This is a genomic window from Streptomyces humi (genome assembly GCF_001005085.2).
In the GTDB taxonomy this organism is placed as follows: domain Bacteria; phylum Actinomycetota; class Actinomycetes; order Streptomycetales; family Streptomycetaceae; genus Streptomyces; species Streptomyces humi.
In genome coordinates this window covers 135,321-151,515 of sequence record NZ_LBMU02000023.1, presented here as the reverse complement: position 1 = coordinate 151,515, position 16,195 = coordinate 135,321, and the positions used below count along the sequence as shown (strand labels likewise).

Genomic DNA, 16,195 nt, shown 5'->3' with positions numbered 1-16,195 from the left:
CCGGTTCCCGGGCGGAACCCGGGAACCGGCCCTGTCTGCTGGTCTGTTACTGCGCGAACCCGTAGGCGAACAGGTGGTCGGTGCCCGTGGAGCCGGTCACCGGCAGCGTCACCGACGCCACCTGCTTGGACGGGTCCAGGGCGACCTTCGTCGCGAAGACGTAGGTCTTCACGCCGTCCCGGCCCCCGCTCCCGGTGTTCCGGTAGGTGGTGGTGACGGCCGTCGTGTCACTCGGCAGCGGCTTGCTGGGGCCGCCGTTGAGCGTCCAGTCCGAGAAGCCGACCGTCGCCTGGGAGGTGGTGCCGTCGGTGTAGGTGACGGTCAGCGTGCCCGAGACTCCGCTGCCGTCGGTCGGGGCGTTGACCGCGGCGCCCAGCAGGCCCAGCGACGACCCCGAAGTGCCGGCCGGCATGGGAATCGTCTGGCCGGCCATCTCCAGGTTGTCGAGCTGACCGGACGTCACCGTCGGCCAGGTGTAGGAGACGCCGTCGACGGTGAGGGTGGAGCCGCTCGTGACGCCGGCCGCCGACAGCGCGTTCTGCGAGTAGGCCCAGCCGCCGCCGTCGAAGCCGCCCGAGTAGGTGGTGCCGTCGGGGTAGATGCCCTCGTTGGTGGCGTACGGCCACAGCGCGCCGGGCTTGGCTACGGCCACGCGGAGGGTCGCCCCGGACAGTGCCGTACCCGTGCTGTGATCGGTCAGGGCGAAAGTGACCGGGTACGTCCCCTCGCTCGCGCCCGCCGTCACGTGGACCTCGGCCTCGGCGCTGCCCGAGGCGGGCACCGTCAGCGAGCCGGACGCCGTGTCGAGGGTGACGCCGGAGGGCGCCGTCGCCGTCCAGTCGACCGTGACGGCCTTGCCGCCGAGGTTGGTCAGGTCGAGGGTGGCGTCGTCACCCTTGCCGGGCTGGAGGACCAGGCCGTTGCTGGGACCGGTGGCCGCCAGTACCCGGCCGCCGCCCGTGGTGTCCGACGGCGGCACCGCCGAAGGACCGGACGCCCACGAGGTGTTCGGCTGGGTACCGAGCGTGTAGTCGAGCGTGCCCGCGCCCTTGAACTGCCGGTAGGTCAGCCAGGAGGCGTTCCAGGCCTGGCCCTTGAGCTTCAGGGACTGCACGTACGGCGCGTCGGGCGCGGCCTGCGGCGCGTTGATCCGCACCGTCCTGCCGTTGCCGAGGGTCACCTGGGCGACCGGGAACGCCGGGCTGCCGAGCACCAGGGTGTCCGTGCCCGGGGTTTCCGGGTACATGCCGAGCTCGGACCAGACGTACCAGGAGCTCATGGCGCCGAGGTCGTCGTTGCCGAACGAGCCGACCGGGGCGTTGAAGTACAGGCCCTGCTGGGCCGCGCGGACGGCCGCCTGCGTCTTCCACGGCTGGCCCGTGTAGTCGTACTCCCAGGGGATCTCGACGCTGGGCTCGTTGCTCAGGTCGGCGTCGGTGCCACCGGGGCTGGTGATGTCGTCGAGGAGACTGTCCAGGTAGGCCGAGTACGCCTTGCTGCCGCCGCGGGCCTGGATGAGCTGTTGCAGGTTGAAGGGGACCATCGGGGTGTACTGGGCGGAGGTGCCCTCCACGAAGCCGTTGGAGGTGCCGGGGGTGAAGCCCCCCGCGAACTGGCCGTCCTTGTTCTTCGCCTGCATGTAGCCGGTCTGCGGGTTGAAGACGTTCATCCAGTCCTGGGCGCGGGTGGCGAACTTCGTGTAGACGTCCGTCCTTCCGAGCGACTTCGCGAACGCGGCGAGGGCGTAGTCGGCGCTGTCGTACTCCAGTTGCGTGGAGACGGGGCCGTAGAAGTTGCAGCAGTTGTAGTCGTTCTCGTCCAGCGGGAGGTAGCCCTTGGCGTCCCGCACCGACTCGCCGGGGCGGTCGTTGTTCGGGGCGGTGGCCTCGTGCTGGAGGGCGGCGAGGGCCTTGGCGGTGTCGAAGTCCGTCGCGCCGAAGGCGTACGCGTCGGTGATGATGCCGGCGGCCGGGTCGCCGACCATCACGTAGCTCTCGCCGTTGTTCGAGGCCCACTTGGGCAGCAGGCCCGTCTGGTCGTAGCCGTTGAGCATCGACGTCACGACGTCACTGGCGACCTTCGGCTCGACCAGCGCCATCAGCTGGGTCTGGGAACGGTAGGTGTCCCAGCCGGAGTAGTTGGCGTACTGGGCCTGCTGCCCCTTGGCGAGCTTGTGGATCTGGTTGTCCATGCCCATGTACTGGCCGTTGGCGTCGGAGAAGACGTTCGGGTGCAGCAGGGCGTGGTAGAGCGCGGTGTAGAACTGCGTCTGCTGGTCGGCGGAGCCGCCGCCGACCTGGATCTTCTTCAGTACGGCGTTCCAGGCGTCGTGGTTGGCCCGCTCCACGGCGGCGGTGTTCCAGTTGCCGATCTCGCTGCCGAGGTTGGCGGCCGCGTTGGCGTCACTCGTGTAGGAGATGCCGACCTTCGCCTTCACGGTGGGGTTCGTGGCGGTGTCGAAGGTCAGGTACATGCCGTTCGCGCCGGTCGTGGGCGGCTGGGCGGCCCGGGCCGTGGCGGACGGCCGCGAGGTGGCGGAGGTTCTGGCGGCAGCGCTGTCGTGGACCGTCGGCGCCGGCTTCGCCGGCACGGTGAAGTGCTTCTCCTTCAGCGGCGCCGACCGGGAGGGCTGCGGGGTCTGCCGGACCTTCCCGGCCTTCAGCGACGTCGCGTCGGGGGTGATGGTGCCGCCGACCCAGGTGCCGCTCGCCGTGAACGGCCGGTCGAACTTGATGTCGAAGTGCAGCGTGTACCTGTTGCCCGCGCCGCAGAAGTGACCGCTGTCGATGGCGCCGCTGATCTCCTTGCCGTTCACCACCTGGACGCGGGTGCCGTCCACCTGGGTGGCGCCGCCGCTGAGTTTGAACAGCAGGTTCGCCTGCTGCCCCGCCGGGAACGTGAAGGAGCCCAGTCCGGCGCGGGTGGTGTCGGTCAGTTCGGAGCTGACCCCGTTCGCGTCGGTGACCTTGTAGGACCCGATGCCGGCCTGCTCGTCGTCGTGGCTGAAGCCGACGGACGTGGTGCCGAGGTTGCCCGAGAGCGCGCCGGTCACCGGCAGGACGGGCAGGTCGCCCGCGACGGGACAGCCGGGTCCCGACACGTGGGTGAGGCTGAAGCCGGAGATCTTCTTGTCGTTGTACTCGTAGCCGCCGCCGTCGGGCCGGTCGGGCGTCGTGTCGGGGCCCCACTGCACCATGCCGGCCGGCATGTCGGGTCCGGGGAAGGTGTCCACCGCACCGGAGGTGCCGATCAGGGGGTTCACGAGGGACGCGGGGTCCTTCACCAGGGGCGGCGTCGCGGTGCCCGCCGCCTGGGCGCTTCCGATCGCCGGAAGCGGCAGGAGTGCCATGCCCAGGACGCAGATCACGGCGAGGCGTTGCCGGAATCTGGGTGGGGCGGTCGGTGCGGCTGAACGTGGGGGTCTCACCATCGGTTGCCTCCGCAGCAGTTCGTGCTTCGCACATCAGGTGTCGGCGCGCCGAATAACACCGGAAAGCCGGCGACAGGCAACGGTTCCGGTCGCTCCCACGGCCTGACAACGTTGCCATGCACGAGAGTCGAGTGAAACGCGTGCGCCGGTGGCATGTCAACGAGGCCAACCGGACTTTCTGAGTGCGAAGTTCACGAACGGCCGGACACGACCGCGGGGCCGGCCGGTCGCGGTGCCGGGGCGCGCTCGGCGCCCCGGCACCTCGGCCGCCGGGTCACTCCTCGTCGCGCAGGCGGGCCGCCAGGGAGGTCAGCGCCGCGGCCTCCTCGGTGTGGCCGAGTGCGGTGAGCCGGGAGACCGCGCCGTCGAGTCGGGAGAGGGCGGCGTCGGCACGTTCCAGGTAATTGCCCTCCACCACGGCCGCGAGCCGGACGCACTCGGCCCATTCACCAGCACGGTCGTCGCCTGCCTCCGGTTCGCCGAGCAGGGCGAGGGCCTTGTCGAGGGCGGCCAGGGCGGACTCGTACTCGGCGGCGTAGGCGTTGACCCGGCCGTGTTCGTAGGCGAGGGCGCTGTCCAGGGAGCGGCCGTGGGCCTCGTACCCGGCGGCGCGGGCCTCGTCGGCGACCCGCCCCGCGTCGGCCAGGTGGGCGAGGGCGTCGGCCAGGCCGTCGGCGCCCTGCTGCTGGGCCTGGAGACGGGCGAGTTCGCGCAGGCAATTACTGAGCTTCTCGTAGCGCGGAGCCCGGGCATGGGCGGCGAGAGCCTGGTCCGCGGCCTCCCGGGCCGGGCCGAACTCGCCGCCCTCGGCGAGGAGTACGGCCGTCTCGGCGGCGATCCCGGCGTGGCTCCCCGGGTCGTCGTCCCAGCCCGCCGACTCGGCCGCGAGGGCGGCGAACTCCGCGGTGGCGGCCTTGAGGTCCGCTCCGGCGTGCAGCGCGCGGGCCCGGGTCAGGCGCAACTCGGCGACGAGCCGGTCGTCCACCTCCCCGGCGACGACGTCCGGCTCGGCCAGCACGGAGTCGAGCAGCGCGATGCAGTCCTCGACGCGTTCCAGGTCGAGGCTGAGCCGGGCCGCGTTGCTGTAGGCGCAGTAGGCGTCCGAACGGCTGCCGTGGCGCAGTTCCAGCTCCGCGGAGCGCGTCAGGTGCCGCAGCGCCTCGTCCGGGCGGCCCAGGTGCAGGGCGGCCTCGGCGAGGTCACCGTGCAGCCGGGCGGTGTCGACGGTGTCGGACGGCCACTCGGCGGCCAGCCGCAGGCTCTCGGCCAGGTCCGTGTGCGCGGCCTGGGCGTCCCTGAGACCGAGCTGGATCCGGCCGCGCAGGCCCAGGGTGCGGGGCAGGTGCCAGGCGGGGCCGTGCGCCTTGAGCCGGTCGAGGAGGGCGTCGATCTCGGTGACCGCGGCGGGCAGGTCGCCGGAGACGGCGTGCGCGCTGGCCCGCAGCAGCAGGGCGCCGGAGACCTGTCCGGCGATGCCGTGCCGGGTGGCGAAGTCGAGCAGCAGGTCCACCTCCGCGAACACCGGCGCGGCGTGCTCCTCGTTCCTCGACGTCTGGAGGCGCAGTCCGAGCGCGGTCGCCCGCAGCCGCAGCAGCCGGGCCTCCAGGTAGGGGGCGAGGCCGGACGTCTCCTCGTGCAGCCGGACGAGGGCCGCGTGGGCGGCGGTCAGCGCGGCGGCCTTCGCCTCGGCTCCGTCGGCGTGCTCCGCGGGGATCCCGGCCGCGGGGAGCAGGGCGCAGGCGCGGGCGAGCACCGCGTGTCCCGGCGCTCCGGCCTCGTCGTACCGGCTCGCGGCTGCCTCGTGCAGGGCGGCGGCCTCGTCGAACCTGTCCCGCAGGGCCGCCCGGCTCGCCTCGTCGTCGAGCAGGTCGGCGCGCAGCCGTTCGAGCGGGCCCACGGCGGGGTCGTCGGGGTGCACGTAGCCGGGGGCGGCGACGAGCGCTCGCAGCCGCGCCCAGCAGACCGTCGCGTCGGGATGCCCCTTCTCGTCCAGCTCCCGTGCTCGGATGATGAGTTCGGTCAGCTGCTCGGGGACGGCGGTGGCCGTGCGGGCGGGCGCGGCGGACGGCGTGGCCGGCGCGACGTCGTCGAGGTCGCGGGCGCGCAGGGTCAGTCGCAGCGTGTCCAGGAGGGGGGCGCGGTCGAGGCGGGCGCGTCGCCGGTCGGTGTGGGCGGTGGTGCCGTTGCGGGCGTCGAAGCGGGCGGCGAGGTCGTCGGCCCGGCCGCGCACCTCGGCGCCCAGGCCGGCCACCGTCCAGGTGCGGCCCGCGGGTCCGGCGGCGGGCAGGTCGCCGTGGCCGAGGAGTTCGACGCGCTGGAGGAGGACCTCCACGCCGGTGAGGAAGGCGAGCAGGTCCTGCGGCGAGTCGACGTCGTCGAACAGGTTCCGGTTCTCCGCGAGGAGTTCCAGGCCGCGGGCCTCGTTGCCGGTGAGCGCGCAGAACTCCAGGTGCCGGCCGACCTCGCCGGACATCGAGGGGTTGCGGCGGCAGGCGCGGTAGCCGGTGAGATGGAGTTCCCGGGCCCGGTCGGTACGGCCGGTGCGCAGCAGCGGAAGCAGCGCGTACGAGATGGAGCGGACGGGCTCCTCCTGGCAGGATTCCTTGCCGGCCAGCACGGGCTCCCAGACGCGCAGTGCCCGTTCGTCGTCGCCCGCGGTGAGGTGGTACAGGGCGCGTTCGCAGATCTCGCAGGCCTCGCAGTCGCTGAGCCGGGTGCGGGCCCGTCCCGCCCACAGTTCGAAGGCCAGGTCGGCGTCCTCGCCGACGTGTGCGGCCAGCCGGTAGGCCTGGCCGTAGTACGGCTGGAGTTCGAGACCGGCCTTCTCGTACCGGTCGCGCATCTCGGTGAGCCACTGGCGCAGACTCGGCAGGGGCATCTCCGGCAGCGCGACCAGGGCGTTGGCCACCCACTTGAACCGCCAGAACAGTGTGTGGCGCAGCCGCTCGTCGAACACGTCGGGCTGCTCGTCGAAGAGGGTGAGCAGCCGGGCGAAGACGACCGGCGACTTCCTGGGTTCGGAGCCGTAGGTGTACGCCTCCTGGAGTTCGAGCAGGGCGTGCACGAGCGGGCGAGGCTCCGCGAACTGCTCGGCGACGTCGACCAGTTCCTCGGCGGTGACGGTGCGGGCACGGCCGTAGGGACGCCGGTCGTTCTCCTGGAGCGCCTGGTACAGCTCGTCCGTGTTCTGGGGATGGGGTGCGGTGGGCATCGTCAGCTGTCCTTGCGGAGGGCGTGGGCGAGGAGGTCGAGGAAGGAGCGGTTGATGAGGCTCGACTCGGCGGGCCTGAGCGGACGCCGGGACAGCAGCGCGGCCTGTCCGTAGAGGGCTTCGGCGCTGGTGCGGGCCAGTTCGGGCTCGTCGATGGTCACCGCGGTGCGGACCAGCGGGTTGAGCTGGTTGAGGATCAGCTGGGCCCGCGGGGCCTCCTGGCGCAGGTGGCCGAGGATGTCGCCCCAGACGCCGCCCTGTTGCTCGCGGGCGAGCTGAGAGCGGGTGCGCTCGTGCCGGGCCTCACGGCTGTCGAGGAGCAGGGCGGGCGCGGAGGCGGGCTGGAAGGTGCGCAGCGCGACGTCGCAGTCGAAGACGGCGAGGGCGTCGCGGGCCAGGGCGAGGTAGGCGGAGGCGGCGAGTTCCGTCTCCCGGTCGACGGGGTCGAGGTGGGCGGTGAGGGTGGCCGGGTCGAGGTCGGCGACGCTCACCTCCGGCCTGATCTCCGGCAGCCGGTGGACCAGTTCACGGTCGTAGGTGTATCCGCCGTTGACGACTCCGAGGCCGGCGGCCGCGGCGATCGCGGCGACCTGCCGGAACTCCTCCACGCTGGAGGTGACGAGCACGGTGCGGTGGGTGCGGGCGAACTCGTCGAGGGTGGCGTGTCCGTCGGTGGTCTCGAACGGCAGCCAGGGCAGCAGCATCCGCAGGATCTCGTCGTCGTGCACGGCGAGGGACTTCACGGCCAGATGGTGGGCCTGGAGGAAGCGGCCGAGCAGGTCGGGGTCGCTGGCCGCGGTCCGGGCGATCCAGGCGCGCAGCCGGTCGGCGAGGGCGTCACGGACCGCGGCGAGGGTGTCGTCCTCGTACAGGGACTCGCGGGACGCCGTCGGGCGCAGGCTCTCGGCGTCGAGGACGCAGCGGACGAAGAACGCCCACTCGGGCAGGATCTCCTCGGCCTGCTCGGACAGCAGCATGCCCTTGACGTGCACGCGGTGGCCGTGCCGGCGCCCGGCGGGCACCGCCTCGGGCAGGATGCACGCGATGCCCTTCAGGCCCACGGCCGGCAGGTCGAGGTCGATGGTGTCCAGCGGCGCGAACCCGAAGACCTCCTCGCCGTACGCGGCCAGTGCCCGGGAGCGGGCGCCGGGCGTGGGGTACGTGCGCGCCCAGGGCGCGGGCTCGGGGTTGACGGGTACACCGCCGCCCCGGCCGTCGTCGAACGTCACCGGATGACGCAGCAGGGAGCCGAAGTGCCGGGCGAGCGTCTGCACTTGGCTCGGACGGGTCCATTCGTCCGTGTCGGCGCGGGGCGTCAGGGTGACGGTGGTGCCGGGCCGCGGGCGGGCGGTGGCGGGGAGGGTGCGGACGGAGTAGCTGCCGTCGCCGCGCCCCCGCCACTCCACGGCAGGGGCGTCGGGGGTGCGGGCGGAGCGGCTGACCACGTGGATCTCGTCGGCGACCAGGAAGCAGGAGAGCAGGCCGATGCCGAACTGGCCGATGAAGTCAGCGCGTTGCTCGGCTATCTGCTCGGCGCGCTTGCTGCTGCGGCCGATGGTGGCGAGGAAGGTGTGCACGTCGGCCTCGGTGAGACCGACACCGTCGTCCTCCACCCGTACCACCGCGCCGTCCGCGTACAGGCGGATGCCGAACGCGTCGGCGGGGGCGCCCGGTTCGAGGCTGCGCCGCGCGGTCAGCGCGTCCACCGCGTTCTGAAGGAGCTCACGCAGGTAGACGCGGGGGCTGGAGTAGAGGTGATGGGAGAGGAGGTCGACGAGGCCGCGCAGATCCACCTGGAAGGTGCGGTCGGCGCCGGCCGGGCTCACGGGCGGGTGGGGCAGAGTCATCACAGAGTCCGGGGTCGGGTGATCGAACGGTGGCGTCGGGGCGGTGCGTCGGGGCGGTGCGTCGGGCCGGTGCATGGGACGTGACGGGAACGGTGTTCCGAGACCAGAGCGGCGTCCGGGACGGGAGCGGTGTCCGGGACGGGAGCGGTGTCCGGGACGGGAGCGGTGTCCGGCCGCGGTGGGCTCAGGCGTGGCGCCGGAAACGGGCGTACGCCTTCTCCGGCTGCGCCATGTACGTCCAGGGCCACCGGGTGAAGGCGCCGTCCAGTTCGTGGTAGACGCGCGGGGCCACGACGCTCTCGCAGGCCAGCGACAGGGCCATGGCGAAGATGTTGAAGTCCTCCTGCCAGCCCGGGCGCCGCTGATAGCCCGGGTGGAGGATGCTGCGCTTGGCCGCGTCCCTCAACTCGGCCTGTATCTCCGGGGTGTCGAGGCAGTTCTTGGTGTCCGCCTCCACCCAGTCCTCGATGTGGGCCATGGCGACGGCGCAGCCGAGGCGATGGCCGTCGGGCGCACCGGCGAAGGCCTCGCGGGCGAACTCCAGGGCCTCGCCCGGCTCGCCGTGCCAGCGCGGCTGGAGGTACGACACCCACTCGAGGTGGGTCGCCAGGTCCAGCGGGTCACGGCGCAGGGCGGCTCCGAGCCGGGCCTCGTTGACAGCGCCGCCCAGCGACATGCCGCGGCCCGAGGTGAGCAGACGGCGCCACGGCGTGATCCACTCCGGTCGCAGCTCGGCGGCTTCGAGCAGGTGCTCCTCGGCGGTACGCAGCCGCTCGTAGAAGGTGCGCCACTGGTCCCGCGACACGTCCGAGGCACGCGCGGAGGTACGTGCCTCCCAGCCCCAGATGATGTGGCGCGAGCCGGATATGAGCAGGGCGGTCGCCCGGTGCTCCGGGTCCTCCTCGACGACCCGGCCGATCCAGCCCTGCACCCCGTCCACGTCGCTCAGCTCGCCCAGCACCTGGTGGTCGCGGCCGAGGTCGAAGTGGGCGGACGCCATCTTGACCGCGTCCCAGTCACCCGACTCCGCCGCCACCACCAGCGCCATCACCCGGGTGTCCCCGAGGGACTGGAGCCTGTACACCCCGTTCTGCCTGCGCGGCGCGGGAAGCGCGTGCGGATCCGCCGCCGGTCTCTCCCCGCCTCTGCCGAACAGCTTGCCGAACATGCCGCGCCCTCCCCAGGTCCCGCGTGATCGTCTGGTGCAGCATAAGCGGACCCACTGACACGACTTCCACAGGGTTTCCACGGGCGGCGCACGGGAAGCGGCGCCGCCGGCCACCTCACCGGGACGGCTCGGTCCGGGAGTTCAGCGACGGTGCACGCTGACGGCGTACCCTCCGTCGTCGTAGGGGTCGGCGTCCCAGGTGGCGAAGCGGTCGACGAGGGTGAGACCGGCCGCGGCGCAGCAGTCGTCGTACTCGGGCAGGGTGATGCCCGGCGGCACCGGCAGATGGGCCTGGTCGAGGCCGAACCCGGCGACCAGCAGACCGCCCGGCCGCAGCGCCGCGGCCAGGCGTCCGACCACCGCGGCCTCGGTGCCCGCCGCGAGCAGGGGGAAGATGTTGCCCGCGGCGACCACGAGATCGAAGTCGGCCGTGATGCCGAGCGGTCCGGGTTCGAACGTGGCGAGATCGGCCTGGAGCCAGGGCAGCTCCGGCGCCTGCCGCCGCGCCACGGCCAGCATCGACGCGTCGAGATCCACCCCGACGCAGTCGTACCCGAGCTCCGCGAGCCGGATCATGACCCGGCCGGTGCCGCACCCGGCGTCCAGCACCCGGGCTCCGGCGGGCACCAGTGCGGCACAGAACCGCGCTTCCCCGTGCACGTCCTTGCCGCTGCGGGCCAGCGCCGCGAACCGTGCCGCGTAGTCGGTCCCGGACGTCCCCCCGGTCAGCTCCTGCCAACGGCTCATGGGGCCGACTATACGTCGGCCGCATGAGCCGTCGGCGCCCGCGAACCGGTCAGGTGTTCCAGACCTGGAACTCGGAGATCTGGCCGGCCGGCCAGCCGTCGTTCGCCGTGATGTTCACCCGGAGGTACCGCTGGGTGGTCGCGGTGAACGTGATGGTGACCGTGTTGTCGGTGGTGGGGTCGAAGGTGTACGAGGCCGACGGTTTGACGGTGCTGAAGGAGGAGCCGTCGGTGCTGCCCGACAGGGTCAGCGTCTGGTGGCGGGTTCCCCAGGTCGCGGGGAGCTGGAGGACGACACGGCTCGTGCTCCGCGCGGATCCGAGGTCGACCTGGACCCACTGGGGGAAGGCGTTGTTCGAGCTCTCCCAGTAGGTGCCCTGGTTGCCGTCGGTCACGTGGGAGGACGGGTACACGTCGGTGTGGCTGGACTCGGTGGTGGCCGCGCCGGCTGCCAGGTTCCTGCTCACCGGGCCGGCGCCGGCGCCGGTGCCGGTCAGCCCGACCGTGGTGGTGCCGTTCGACGCGTTGCCGGCGATGCTGAGATCGCCGGTGCGGGTGCCGGACGCGGTGGGCGTGAAGGTGACGGCGACCGTGCAGGAGGAGTTCGCCGCGATCGACGTCCCGCAGGTGTTGGTCTGGGAGAAGTCACCGGTCACGGTGATGCCGGAGACGGTCGCGGCGGCGGTGCCCGTGTTGGTCACCGTGACGGTCTGCGCACTGCTGGCGGTGTTGAGCGCCTGGGTGGGGTACGACAGTGAGGCCCGGTCGGCCGTGAGGGTCGCCGACGAGGAGCCGCCGGCGCTGGGGAACACCTCGAGGTCCGACAACTGGGCGGCGTTCCAGCCTGTGTTGGCGGTGATGTTCACCCGCACGTATCTCGTCGTGGCGGCGCCGAACGTGATGGTCGCCGTGTTGCCGTTGGTGTTCGGGTCGAAGGTGTACCCGGCCGGCGCCTTGATCGTGGAGAAGGCCGTGCCGTCCGTGGACCCCTGTACCGACAGTGTCTGCGTGCGGGCCGACCAGGCCGTCGCCGGCGGGAGCCTGAGGACGACCTTGCCGACGCCGTAGTTCTGGCCGAGGTCGACCTGGGCCCACTGCGGGAAGGCGCCGTCGGTGCCCTCCCAGTACGTGGCGGCGTCCGGGTCCGTGAGGTTCGAGGCGACGTACGGGCTGTTGCTGGAACTCGCCGTCGCCGGACGTCCGGCGGCGATGTCGGTGGTGCTGTCGATGCCGCTGCCGGCCAGGGTGACGACGGTCGGGCTGTTGTTGGCGTTGCTGGTGACGGTCAGGTTCCCGGTGCGGGAGCCGCCGGTGGTGGGCTTGAAGCCGACGGTCACCGTGCAGGAGGCGCCGACCCCGAGGGTGGCGCAGTTGTCGGTCTCGCTGAAGTCACCGGTCGCCGAGACCGCCGAGACGGTCGCGGACGTGGTGCCCGAGTTCGTCACCTTCACCGTCTGCGCGGTGGCCGGGGAGCCGACGACGGTGGCGGCGAAGGTCAGGTTCGCCGGGTCGGTGGTCAGCACCGGGCCGGGCGCGGTGCCGGTCCCGGAGAGGGAGACGGTGCCGGTGACCCCACCCGCGTTGACGGTCAGGGTGCCGGTACGGCTGCCGGTCGCGGTCGGCGCGAACCTCACACTGACGGCGCAGGAGCCGTTCGCCGGGATCGACGAGCCGCAGGTGTTGGTCTGGGAGTAGTCGCCGCTGGTGGCGACCGACGAGACGGACGCGGCGCTGTTGGTCGGGTTGGAGACCGTCACGGTCTGCGCGTCGCTGGCCGAACCCGTCGGGACCGAGCCGAAGTTGAGCGCGCCCGGGGCGGCCGTCACGCCTTCGGAGGGGTACGGCGGGTAGACCGGCGCCGGCCATCCACCGCAGTACGGTGTGGAGCCGATGCCGGAGTTGCCGCCGCCGTCGGTCACCGTGAAGCTCCCGGCCGAGCAGTTGTACACCGGCGAGGAGTGACCGACGCCCGTGGCCGTGACGTCGGTGAACCTGGCGGCGCCGCCGGTCTGTTCCTGGAGGGCGAAGGTGCCGGTGCCGGCGATGGTCACGTTGTCGAGGTTGACGCCGCTGATGGTGCCCTCGACCCACTGGACGGCTTCGTAGGGACTCTGCTGGATCAGTGCGTTGGTCACGTTGATCGGGCCGGTGATCGCGCCCTGGCTGCCGTCGAACCACAACGCGCCCACGCCGAACTGCCAGTTCGGGTCGAGGCTGCCGTCCCGGACCAGGGTGTTGCCGGAGATGGTGGTGGTGCCGACCGGCGTCGACGAGAAGCGCTGGCCCACGTGGATGCCGCCGCCCTGGGTGATGCCGGAGTCCACCACCCGGTTGCCGCTGACGGTGTTGTCGTGGCCGCCGTAGATCGCGATGCCGTTGGCGAGGATCTGGAGTGAGACGGTGTTGCCGGAGATCGTGTCGTAGGCGTCGGCGCCGATGCCGGAGTCCGCCCAGGTGGCGATGGCGTCGTCGCCCGTGTTGCGGATGTCGCTGTCGGTCACCTTCGAGTTGGTGACGGCGCCGTGGAAGTTGACGCCGTCCGCGGTGGTGTCCCGGATGCGCATGCCGCTGAACGTCAGCCCGTCCATCGGCCCGTCCATCCAGGCGCCGACCTTCATGTGGTCGATCCACAGGTTGGCGACGGTCGAGTTGCTCATGGCGCCGCCGATGCCGTTGACCTGGGCGCTGTCGTTGCGCTCCTGCACGTCGCCGAAGATCGCGAAGTTGTGCAGGTGCACGCCGGTGCTGGCCGAGGGCGCGGAGTTGCCGTAGAAGCCGGGTGCCGTGCCGGTGACGGTGGAGTACCACATGCCGGCGCCGGCGATCGTGACGTTGTTGACGCTGATGTGGCCGGGGACGTTGTAGGTACCCGGCGGGATCCACACGGTGCCGCCGGGGCCCGCCGCGCTGATCGCGGAGTTGAACGCGCTGGTCGCGTCGGTCGCACCGGTCGGGTCCGCGCCCTTGCTGGTCACGGACACCGAGCCCGAGGGCGCCGTCAGTGCGGCGCCGACCTGCTCGAAGTCGGCGAAGTCGATCGTGTAGGAGGAGGCGGTGTCCCCCGGGTCGATCTGGAGCTTGAAGGTCGTGCCCGCCGGATACGTGGTGGAGAACAGGCGGTGGGCCTCGTCGTAGAAGTGGTGCGGGTTGCTGCCAGGTGTGTTGGTGAAGGGGTAGCTGCCGTAGTACCAGCTGTAGGCGTTGGTCAGGGTGAAGTCGGGCTGCTTGACGCCGTTGATGTACAGGGACAGCGCGGCGGTGTGGACCGAGCCGCCCGAGGTGTCGGGGATGCTGTACCGGAAGTTGATCGAGTCGGTCGCCACCGGCGTGGTGAACGTGACGTACTCGCCGGTGCCGTGCAGCGTCGTCGCCTTGCGGTACGACGCCTCGTCGGCCAGCTGACCCTGGGTGTAACTCGGGCCTATGGCGGTGCCGTTGGTGGCGGAGTTCTCCGCCTGTACCTCGACGTACGGCAGGCTCGCGCCGCTGCCGCCGGTGGCGGCGGCCGCCGCCCACGCCGGTGGGGCGGCCAGCACGAGGACGCCTGCGGCAGCCACCATCGCGGTGCTGACCGCCGGGACGAGGGCACGTCTCAGAGCTCGGATGGAATGGAGCACTAACCACTCCTTACGTCAGGGGGGCACGGGTGACGCACGGGGGACCGTAATATCGGAGACACATCTACGCAAGAAAAAGACAGAACTTTGCAACAAGAAAAATGAAACACGCAAGATCCAGGTGAACCGCCTGCCGGTAAATCTTTCCGGGTCCGCGGGAACAGCCCGTCCGGCGGGCACCGTTGCTACCAGCAGACAGACCGGTACCGCGCGAGCGGGGAACTCGGACCGAGGCCTTTTCACACCAGGAGGACCGTTACATGCCTGACCGGCCCTTGACGCTCATGGCGGTGCACGCCCATCCCGACGACGAAGCCACCGGGACGGGCGGTGTGCTCGCGCGGTACGCGGCGGAAGGCATCCGCACCGTCCTCGTGACGTGTACCGACGGCGGTTGCGGTGACGGGCCGGGGGGTGTCAAGCCGGGCGACCCCGGACACGACCCGGCGGCCGTCGCCCGGCTGCGGCGCCAGGAACTCGAGGCGAGCTGCGAGGTCCTGAAGATCAGCCACCTCGAGACGCTGGACTACGCCGATTCCGGAATGATGGGCTGGGAGAGCAACGACGCCCCCGGATCCTTCTGGCGGACCCCCGTGGAGGAGGGCGCCGCCCGGCTCGCGGAACTCATGCGGCGCTACCGGCCCGATGTGGTGGTCACCTATGACGAGAACGGCTTCTACGGCCACCCCGACCACATCCAGGCCCACCGCATCACGATGGCGGCGCTGGCCATGACCGAACCGACGCCCAAGGTGTACTGGACGACGGCACCCCGCTCGATGATGCAGCGGTTCGGGGAGACCATGCGCGAGTTCGGTGCGGACCTGCCGGAGCCGGATCCGGCCGAGGCCGCCGCGATGGCGGAGATCGGACTTCCCGACGAGGAGATCACCACCTGGGTGGACACCACCGCGTTCGGGGGCCAGAAGTTCGATGCGCTCGCCGCGCACGCCAGCCAGGGCGAGAACATCTTCTTCCTCAAGATGGGCCGGGAGAGGTTCACCGAGTTGATGGGCGTCGAGACCTTCGTGCGGGTGCAGGACACCACCGGCGCGGCCGTACCGGAGAACGACCTCTTCGCCGGCCTGCGCTGATCCGCCGCCGGCGGGAGGCCTCGCTCCGGTGACAGGTGTTTTCCCACGGGGTGGTTGGGCATGCCAGGGGAGCAAGTCGTCAAGTCGATGACTCAACAGTTCCGGGGAGACCTGTGACTCTCATTCGCCGTGCCGTCGTGACGGCTGCCGCCGTCTGCGTCGTGATCGTCCCGGCCTCGGCGGGCTTCGCCCTCGCCAGGGACGTACAGCAGTCGTACGTCGCCGAGGACGGCACGATCCACGGGTGCGTGGCCGCGGACGGGCGGCTGCGCCTCGTGGAACCGGACTCCGCCTGCCACCACGGCGAGGACACCGTCACCTGGAACCAGACCGGCCCGCAGGGCCCCAAGGGCGACAAGGGCGACACCGGGAACAAGGGCGACGCCGGGGCCAAGGGCGACACCGGCGATACCGGTCCCCAAGGGGAGAAGGGGGCCACGGGACCCCAGGGCGACACCGGGGCCAAGGGGGACACGGGGGCCCAGGGGCCCGCTGGGGCGGACGGGGTGGCGGGGGCGCATGTGGTCACCGCCACCAAGGACGTCGGCGTGCTGGACATGGTCGACGTCGAGGCCCGCTGCCCGGACGGCGAGGTCGCCACGGGCGGCGGGTGGTACCTGCCGGGCAGCACCGCCCAGTCCTACGGCGCGGCGCTGCACTCGAACCCGGTCGTCTCCGGCACCACACCCGTCGGATGGACCGCCGGCTTCCTGAACGGCGGGTACGAACCGCACTACACCGCCGCCGTCTACGCGATCTGCGCCAAGACCGGCTGAACCCCCTCCCGAAACGACTTGTGCGGACCGAGCATCGGCTCGGCCCGCACAAGGAGGGTGTTGATCTGTTCTGTGTCCGAGGGGGGACTTGAACCCCCACGCCCGATAAAGGGCACTAGCACCTCAAGCTAGCGCGTCTGCCATTCCGCCACCCGGACCAGGTGTCTGCCGCCTGACCGGGGGTGTTCCCCGCGGCGACATGGACAACAATACCAAGCTTTCGGAGTGCCCTTCACCTGCGTTTCCCGTGGCATAGCCGCAGGTGGGCGCGGTCCTCACGGATTGTGCCCGGTCCGCTACCCGGCG

Annotated in this window: 8 protein-coding genes and 1 tRNA gene; 2 read left to right on the top strand and 7 right to left on the bottom strand. The window is 71.6% G+C overall.

Going from position 1 to position 16,195, the window contains the following annotated elements; translation table 11 throughout:
- Window positions 1-46: 46 nt before the first annotated feature.
- The 6 genes from AAW13_RS09800 to AAW13_RS09775 form a co-directional block, all read right to left on the bottom strand.
- The gene (locus AAW13_RS09800) at window positions 47-3,349 is read right to left on the bottom strand and encodes a lectin (protein ID WP_046730820.1); all 3,303 of its coding nucleotides are present in this window, start codon (window positions 3,347-3,349) and stop codon (window positions 47-49) included.
- A gap of 355 nt (window positions 3,350-3,704) precedes the next feature.
- Entirely contained in the window at window positions 3,705-6,641 is a 2,937-nt protein-coding gene (locus tag AAW13_RS09795; protein WP_046730800.1) for a hypothetical protein, read from the bottom strand.
- A 2-nt stretch (window positions 6,642-6,643) separates the two neighbouring features.
- Window positions 6,644-8,488 carry an HSP90 family protein gene (locus AAW13_RS09790; RefSeq protein ID WP_046730801.1) on the bottom strand — a complete coding sequence of 615 codons (1,845 nt, stop codon included), beginning with the start codon at window positions 8,486-8,488 and terminating at the stop codon, window positions 6,644-6,646.
- 184 nt (window positions 8,489-8,672) lie between these two features.
- Window positions 8,673-9,656 carry a hypothetical protein gene (locus AAW13_RS09785; RefSeq protein ID WP_046730802.1) on the bottom strand — a complete coding sequence of 328 codons (984 nt, stop codon included), beginning with the start codon at window positions 9,654-9,656 and terminating at the stop codon, window positions 8,673-8,675.
- 141 nt (window positions 9,657-9,797) lie between these two features.
- Window positions 9,798-10,403 (bottom strand): class I SAM-dependent methyltransferase, encoded by a 606-nt coding sequence (locus AAW13_RS09780; RefSeq protein WP_046730803.1) that lies wholly within the window; start codon window positions 10,401-10,403, stop codon window positions 9,798-9,800.
- Between the two features lie 49 nt (window positions 10,404-10,452).
- Entirely contained in the window at window positions 10,453-14,019 is a 3,567-nt protein-coding gene (locus AAW13_RS09775) for a choice-of-anchor D domain-containing protein (RefSeq protein WP_046730804.1), read from the bottom strand.
- A 260-nt stretch (window positions 14,020-14,279) separates the two neighbouring features.
- Between AAW13_RS09775 and AAW13_RS09770 the strand changes: the two genes are divergently transcribed.
- Window positions 14,280-15,113, top strand: a complete 834-nt coding sequence (locus AAW13_RS09770; protein ID WP_046730805.1) for a PIG-L family deacetylase — start codon at window positions 14,280-14,282, stop codon at window positions 15,111-15,113.
- A 113-nt stretch (window positions 15,114-15,226) separates the two neighbouring features.
- Window positions 15,227-15,889, top strand: a complete 663-nt coding sequence (locus AAW13_RS47400) for a hypothetical protein (protein WP_276207588.1) — start codon at window positions 15,227-15,229, stop codon at window positions 15,887-15,889.
- Window positions 15,890-15,962: 73 nt separating this feature from the next.
- On the opposite strand, the gene AAW13_RS09760 is transcribed toward AAW13_RS47400, so the two are convergent.
- A tRNA-Leu gene (locus AAW13_RS09760) sits at window positions 15,963-16,047 on the bottom strand.
- Window positions 16,048-16,195: the final 148 nt, after the last annotated feature.